Genomic DNA, 6677 nt, shown 5'->3' on the forward strand with positions numbered 1-6677 from the left:
ACGCCCGATCGGCCCGTCGTCGCACTGCCGGGCGAATGCCTCCCGTCTCGGAAAGAATCCGTCGCACCGAAGAATGGTATCGATCGAACAGGCGAGCGATCTGATGAAGTGACTCGCCACGTTGCCAGCGGTCCCACATCAGGCCGATCTGGGATTCGCTGTAATAGATCTTCGGTCGTTGGGACATCTTGCAACACTCCCGCTGCTCGCGCAGTCTTTAGTGTGTTGCAACGACCGGCTGAATCCGCAGTCGGAAGCGGACCTTAAAGCTTGATCAGATTCTCGGCCGACCACCAAAGGGCTAGCAGCCCCAAGGCCAACGCGAGCCAAGCCCAGCCGACTGTCGACCAAGTTGCATCATTCTTCGTACATGCAAGCGATTGAAGTTTTCCCGGCCACAGATTGGCAACGAAGTAACCGAGAAAGAGCAAGCCAGAGAGCCCAAGCAGTACAAGCTTCGGTAAAGAGAAGGCCCCGACGTACCCTCCGTTCTTGCCCGGGTTCAGAAAGGCACATATCGCGAGCGGTAACCAAAAGAAAACCAATGCAAACGACAGTTTGTATTGACGCATCACTCCCCCAGGCCTTCTCCAAAGCGCTCCGCGTTACCCCTCTATCCCGGACATGCAAGGTCCGCTGCGGGTCGAAAGCGGACGTTGCCAAGCTCATATTTGCGGCACTGGGTGCGTTTCCCTTATGAGCTGGGCGCGCTCCTCGCTTAGCATTGCGACACAGGCTAATCGAACATCCTCAGAGCCATTTCCCTTCGCGGCCAGGGACGCTTCGTAGCCGCACTCGCTGGCCAGGTATTTCGAGAATGCGCTCGATGAGAGACTGAGCTTGGCTAGCAAATTCTTGCGATATTCGGGAAAGCCCGGCTCGTCCACCGAAGCAAGAATGCTGTCCTTCGCTGCCTTCTCCGCCTGGTTGAGGCTTGCCCTCGCCTCTCTGGCTCGGCCTTCGACGCAGGCGCTCATACCGGAGTGGGCGTGGCCTTTCCAGCAATCGTTGATGACCGAAGCAGCTGAGCGCTCCGGTAAGGATGCGCTTTCCAATCCGAGAAGCAGCAAAGTGGCTACGAGCAACACGGACTCCCCCTGAGCCTTCAAGACACAGCCGAACTGGCGTTGATTATGTCCGCTTCGAGTTGCGGATTCAGCCGGTCGTTGCAACACACTAAAGACTGCGCGAGCAGCGGGAGTGTTGCAAGATGTCCCAACGACCGAAGATCTATTACAGCGAATCCCAGATCGGCCTGATGTGGGACCGCTGGCAACGTGGCGAGTCACTTCATCAGATCGCTCGCCTGTTCGATCGATACCATTCTTCGGTGCGACGGATTCTTTCCGAGACGGGAGGCATTCGCCCGGCAGTGCGACGACGGGCCGATCGGGCGCCTGGTAGCCGCTAAGCTGCAACAACAATGGGCGCCGGAACAGATTGCCGGCTGGCTCAAGCGCACCTATCCAGGGGATGAGGCACGTCACGTGTCGCATGAAACGATCTACCGCAGTCTCTTCATCCAGGCCCGCGGAGCCCTGAAAAAAGAGCTCTTGGCGCACCTGCGGCGCACGCGAGCCATGCGTCGCTCGCGACACCATACGCAGAAGACGGCAGACCACGCGCAGATTACCGGTGCGATCTCGATCCGCGAGCGTCCTGCCGAGGTCGAGGACCGCGCCGTACCAGGCCATTGGGAGGGCGATTTGTTATTTGGCGGCAGGAACAGCCAGATCGCCACGCTGGTCGAGAGGCACTCACGCTTCGTCATGCTGGTGCAGGTGGATAGTCGGGATAGCCAAACGGTGACCGACCAGCTGATCAAGCACGCACGCAAACTTCCGCAGGAACTCTATCGGTCGCTGACCTGGGATCGAGGGTCGGAGATGGCCCAACATCAGCGCTTCACGCTGGCCACCGACATCAAGGTTTATTTCTGTGATCCGTACAACCCATGGCAGCGTGGTTCGAACGAGAACACCAACGGTCTTCTGCGGCAATATTTTCCCAAAGGCATGGATCTGTCTGGCCTCACCCAAGCGCAACTCAACGCCGTGGCAAGGCGCTTGAACGGAAGGCCGAGAAAGACTCTAAACTTCGAAACACCGGCCGAACGATTTCATCAATTCGTTGCAACGACCGGCTGAAACCGCAACCCTGAGAGGGGAACATTGGGCGCAGTCCGTTTTCTCTTGGCTGTACGCTGATGTCGCGATGCTGGCGCTGGCAGGAGTGATTCAAGTCGCCCTGCTGTTTACGCTTGCGTCCCTTATGTCGAAGCATCGGCGCGCCACGAGACGCTCTTCGGCCAGCGGCTCGTGACAAAGGTCCGCTCTCGACCCGAAGTGGACATCACCGGACGGGCAATGGCGCTCAGTAGAGTTTTGCTGCAAAAAAGGGTCAGAGCACTTTTCTAGGCCCTCGCACAAACGGGACGGAGGTACTTAAGTCCTACCGTCATTGTTCGAATTAACAACCTCCGTCCCGTTTGCTCCGGTCACCTCTGGGCTAGCTCACGTCACCGCGAATCAGCATCGGCTGGCGCTTTCCATAAGTCAGCGAACGCCATACCCATTCCACCGGACCAAATTGGAAATAGCGCAGCCACAGTGAACTCGCGACCAGGTTGAGCGCCCAAATTCCGAACACCACGTACATCAACTGGTAGTACTGCAAGGCGCCGAACAGCTTCCACGGCCCCCATAAAAAGATGAACTGACAAAGCAGGCTGGTCAGCAGGTAATTGCTCAGTGCGGTCTTGCCTACCGCGGCGAGTAACTGCTGCGTCCGCTTGAATGCTCCCAGCTTGATCAAAATCATTACCACCGAGACGATGGCGAACATGCCAGCTTCGCGCGTCAGGTAGTAGGGTAAAAACAACCATTCTTCCGCAGTCAGAAAGAAGAAGCCGTTTCCATAGGTGCGCTCCACGCCAGCCGCCAGCAACGGCAACGAAATGCCAAAGCCGATCAGCGCCGTCCACAGGTAGGTTGCCAACGATGTTTCAGCGGTCAAAAAACCAAGCTGAAACAGGCCCATTCCCATCAGCATGGGAGCCAATTCATCCCCCATCAGGACGACGTGAGAGGCTACACCCGGCCCAAAATAACCCTGCATCCTATCCAGCACGCCATCCCAATAACCCTGCTGGCGGGCTTCTGCGACCCTCTGTTGCACCTGCGCCGGGGCTGCTCGTTTGGCAAAGGTATCGACACGTGCCTGCCAGGCCACCTGCGCGGCGCGCTCGGACGCACTGAGCGGCTGATGTTGCTGCACTTTGGTCGCAATCGCCGCGGCCTGGCGGGACAGGCTGAAATCATGCTCGCTGTGTAGGACGACATTGATGGCAAAGGTACTCAGCAACGACATCACGGTTCCGGCCAACAACAGCTTTTTGGGGTTGGCTTTACGGAACGGATAGAGAAAGAGCAGCGCCACCAGGCCGTAGTCGAAAAGAATATCGCCACTCCAGATCAAGCAGGCGTGGATCAACCCGAACAGCACAAGCAGCATATTGCGGCGCAGATAAATATCCGCAATGGCATCGCCCGCACCGCGCTTCTCGGCGCGGCTCGTCAACAAGACAACGCCAGCGCCGAACAGCATGGAAAAGATGCCGCGCATCTTGCCTTCGAAGAACAACCACTTGATGTAAAACAGCGCCAAGCTCCAATGCGCATGCGGGCCGGAGAAGGTATCCAACGAGGTTCCGTTAGGCATGTCGTGGTACATCGCATGCACATCGCCGAATGAATCTATGTTCAGCACCAGGATTCCGAGCAGTGCGAATCCACGCAGCACGTCGATGCTGGATATCCGTTCGGCGCGCTTCACCGGCGCTGCCGTCACCGGCGTTGGCTCACTATGCTCATGGGGCGCGGACGTCACGTCCGGCGCAAAGCCGACTGGCAGTGCGGTAGTCGAATTCATCATGGGGTCCTACGGTCTCAAGTGATTGGAGGGTGCAGTGGGTAACCGGCAGCGGCACATCCGTTCGAAGTGCCGATCTGCAGCGCACGCATCGATCAGGAGGACACCCATAGCGAACACGGTCGACAATGCGACTTAAGCGAGCCTTGAGGGGACGTTGGCTTCTCAGTCCGTGGTTGCTTCCACGGCTCGATCTCAAGCTGATAGCTGTCAACGGCAGCTTGCGCAACTTCACTCATCGCACAGGCTGATGCCGGTGCAATTAGATACGACGAAAACATACGCTTTAAGTTCACGAGCCCTTACCTTACTGATAGTGACAACACGGACGTATCAGCTAGTCCTTCAGCCTCCACGGACAGGCGCAGCCGCCTTCGCGGTCTGGCCTTGTGGCGTAAAATCCAGTGCACCAAGAACGTGCGTTCCTCGTTGCTCACGCCATAAAGATCGTTAGTTCGACCTTGGGGGAAATTGGTTATCGGCTTAGGCTCGAAGTGCTCAGTCATCATTCATTTTGTTGGAAGTCGCGAGATGAATTCTCTCCTCCCACTTCTGGATGAAGGATCGCCACAATGTCTGCTGTCGACGCAGAACGCGCTATGCCTTGGCTTACGAACTTGGCTACTTCTTTGACCGCAGCAGCGGGATATGCCTTTGGTCGCGCAATCAAGATGCCCGCGAACGATTTGGCCATCCGGTAGACCATGAGACCTTGGTCCTGTCCGCGAACACTAGCGTTGGTTGAACCACCTCATCGCCTGGTTCGCTACATCCATCGATGGGTCGTCACCCGGCGACTCTGATGACTGTTGGCCTGAGGAAGAGGTAGCGCGGTTTCGTGACGCATCCCAGCGGGGCCTCACTCGTATCCAAGAGGAGCTTGGGCAGAATTTTGTGAGAAGGTTGCCTTCTCTTTTCTGCTTTCAACGGAAAGGGCGCTGACATTTCGTCAGCCCCGAGCCCTCACGCTCGCCCGCGGTCACGCGGACATCCATCTCGCCCAACCCTGACAGACGTTGCCAACCCTGCTTGTTAGGGTCAGTCCGTCATTCGCGCTGACGTATTGCACGGCCTCGCGAATGATCATGACTACCAAGTCATGAGGCGCGGGCCGTGAGTGATTGGAACACCCACGACCCGCTAACCATCACCAACTAGAAGAGAGTTGATCATGGCTACCCGCGATCATACGGTACGCATTCGCTCGTCCGTTCCCCCTGACGACACCCTCACTCCGCCGGCTCACAAGCCGTCGTACACGCCTGTGGCATGGCCAGAAATCCCGCGTCATTGCACTCGCGGTGACATCGCCCTGGCGGTGCTCGCCCTCTCGCGCCTGCGTGTCGACAGCGAGCAGTGCCGCCACGCGCAGGCGCGGGGATTCCCCGGCAGAGCGCTGCCATGGCCGCTTCCCGTGGCCGTGACAGCCAGCCTGGGCACGGCCATCCACTGCCGCCCGCCTGCTCGCTGACGAGCCTCGAGTGAACACCACACGCCTCCGATGATCGCCATGGCGGCGCATCGGCCGGTAGGGCGATGCGCCACACTCAGGCGATCACCGACGAAGCTGCCAAGCATTCACTGACACGGAGCGCTGTAAGCGCCTGAGCCGCTGCGCGGCCGTGTCCGACAGGGAGGAACCCCCATGGAACTGATCCAGCTCACCCCGCATTCGGAAGTGGACCCCTCGCAACCCCTGCGAGCCCCCGGCGACATCCTGCTGCACGCCTACCTGATCCCCAGCGCCCTCAACCCCGCCCAACTTGCCCGTCGCACCGGCATACCATCCAATCAGATCAAAGCCTTCATCGCCGACACTCACCCGATCACCCCGAAGATCGCTATTCGGTTATCCCTGGCTTTCGACACCACCGCCTTTTACTGGCTGGCCCTTCAAGCGCGGTACGATCTGGAAAGGGCGAAGCCGGTGGTCCGCGCTTATCGTCCTCTTGTTGATTAGGGACCCGAAGCGGATATTGCCAGGCGGGATGTGTGGGCGCGTCGCTGGAGACGGGATGTCCCGCTGCTGGACCTAAGAGCCGATTCCGCAGGGCGCCTAGTGTCCTTGTCAGACAGACTGTCTACACACACCAATAGCTTTTGTAAGCTCACTGCAGTGACAACAGGAGGGATCCATGCTGCCGTTCCAGATCATCTATATATGGGGTCCGCAGATCATCGGATTTGCGTGTTTCCTTCTTATGTTCATGTTCATGCTCAGGGCATGGCGGAGAACGGGAAACAAGGGATTTCTGATGCTGGCCATCATTGCTGCAGTCAGCGAAATCCATTTCTTCACGCTGAAGTTTGGGGTTTGGTTGTTCCCGGCGCTCAGCACCACCATTCGCGCCGCGAATCATGCCTGGATTTCCTCGTTGCTCGGACTTGCTGGCGTCGCAGCGTGGTGGTTGCTCTATAAACAGCTAAGCGCGGAAAGAAACAACCACGGCCTCCGCTAACGGGTCACAGTTGTTCTCCGGTGTCCGCTTTCGACCCGTTATAGGTACTCCGCCCCGTTCTCAGTGACCATGTCACGGCGGCCAGGTAGCTGGTCGCGAGGGCGGGACTTGCACCGGCTAGCTACGAACATTTCGACCCAAACATGCGATGTTCACCGCTTTGGTTTCGAGCTTGCCGGTGCGCTTGAGCTCCTCAACGAATCCTCAGGGAACGCCGCCTGGTCGGCTCTCTATATCGACTTCGCCGAGCTCGGGCACGCACGTCTCGACAGCTGACGCACGCGGCGA

5 protein-coding genes and 2 pseudogenes are annotated in these 6677 nt (G+C 58.3%); 3 read left to right on the top strand and 4 right to left on the bottom strand.

Translation table 11 applies throughout. The annotated features are described in order from the left end of the window. Positions 1-187: pseudogene (locus tag AC1DMG_RS19685) on the bottom strand (IS30 family transposase); the annotation flags it as partial. A 478-nt stretch (positions 188-665) separates the two neighbouring features. Then, positions 666-1088 (bottom strand): lysozyme inhibitor LprI family protein, encoded by a 423-nt coding sequence (locus AC1DMG_RS19690; RefSeq protein WP_441605667.1) that lies wholly within the window; start codon positions 1086-1088, stop codon positions 666-668. 122 nt (positions 1089-1210) lie between these two features. Here AC1DMG_RS19690 and AC1DMG_RS19695 point away from each other — a divergent pair. Further along, positions 1211-2147, top strand: a pseudogene (locus AC1DMG_RS19695) (IS30 family transposase). Positions 2148-2508: 361 nt separating this feature from the next. Here AC1DMG_RS19695 and AC1DMG_RS19700 read toward each other — a convergent pair. After that, positions 2509-3930 (bottom strand): DUF418 domain-containing protein, encoded by a 1422-nt coding sequence (locus AC1DMG_RS19700; RefSeq protein WP_441605669.1) that lies wholly within the window; start codon positions 3928-3930, stop codon positions 2509-2511. A gap of 505 nt (positions 3931-4435) precedes the next feature. Continuing rightward, the gene (locus AC1DMG_RS19705; RefSeq protein ID WP_441605670.1) at positions 4436-4636 is read right to left on the bottom strand and encodes a hypothetical protein; all 201 of its coding nucleotides are present in this window, start codon (positions 4634-4636) and stop codon (positions 4436-4438) included. 939 nt (positions 4637-5575) lie between these two features. Here AC1DMG_RS19705 and AC1DMG_RS19710 point away from each other — a divergent pair. Continuing rightward, positions 5576-5890 carry a HigA family addiction module antitoxin gene (locus AC1DMG_RS19710; RefSeq protein ID WP_046972043.1) on the top strand — a complete coding sequence of 105 codons (315 nt, stop codon included), beginning with the start codon at positions 5576-5578 and terminating at the stop codon, positions 5888-5890. Positions 5891-6065: 175 nt separating this feature from the next. After that, positions 6066-6389: a hypothetical protein gene (locus AC1DMG_RS19715; protein ID WP_441605671.1), complete on the top strand. Its 324-nt coding sequence runs from the start codon at positions 6066-6068 to the stop codon at positions 6387-6389. Positions 6390-6677 lie beyond the last annotated feature (288 nt).

This window comes from Dyella sp. 01N36 (genome assembly GCF_056399745.1).

Coding starts and splice junctions, on each gene's coding strand:
- AC1DMG_RS19700 (WP_441605669.1), bottom strand. CDS start 3,930: ATGAATTCGACTACCGCACTGCCAGTCGGCTTTGCGCCGGACGTGACG.
- AC1DMG_RS19705 (WP_441605670.1), bottom strand. CDS start 4,636: ATGGTCTACCGGATGGCCAAATCGTTCGCGGGCATCTTGATTGCGCGA.
- AC1DMG_RS19710 (WP_046972043.1), top strand. CDS start 5,576: ATGGAACTGATCCAGCTCACCCCGCATTCGGAAGTGGACCCCTCGCAA.
- AC1DMG_RS19715 (WP_441605671.1), top strand. CDS start 6,066: ATGCTGCCGTTCCAGATCATCTATATATGGGGTCCGCAGATCATCGGA.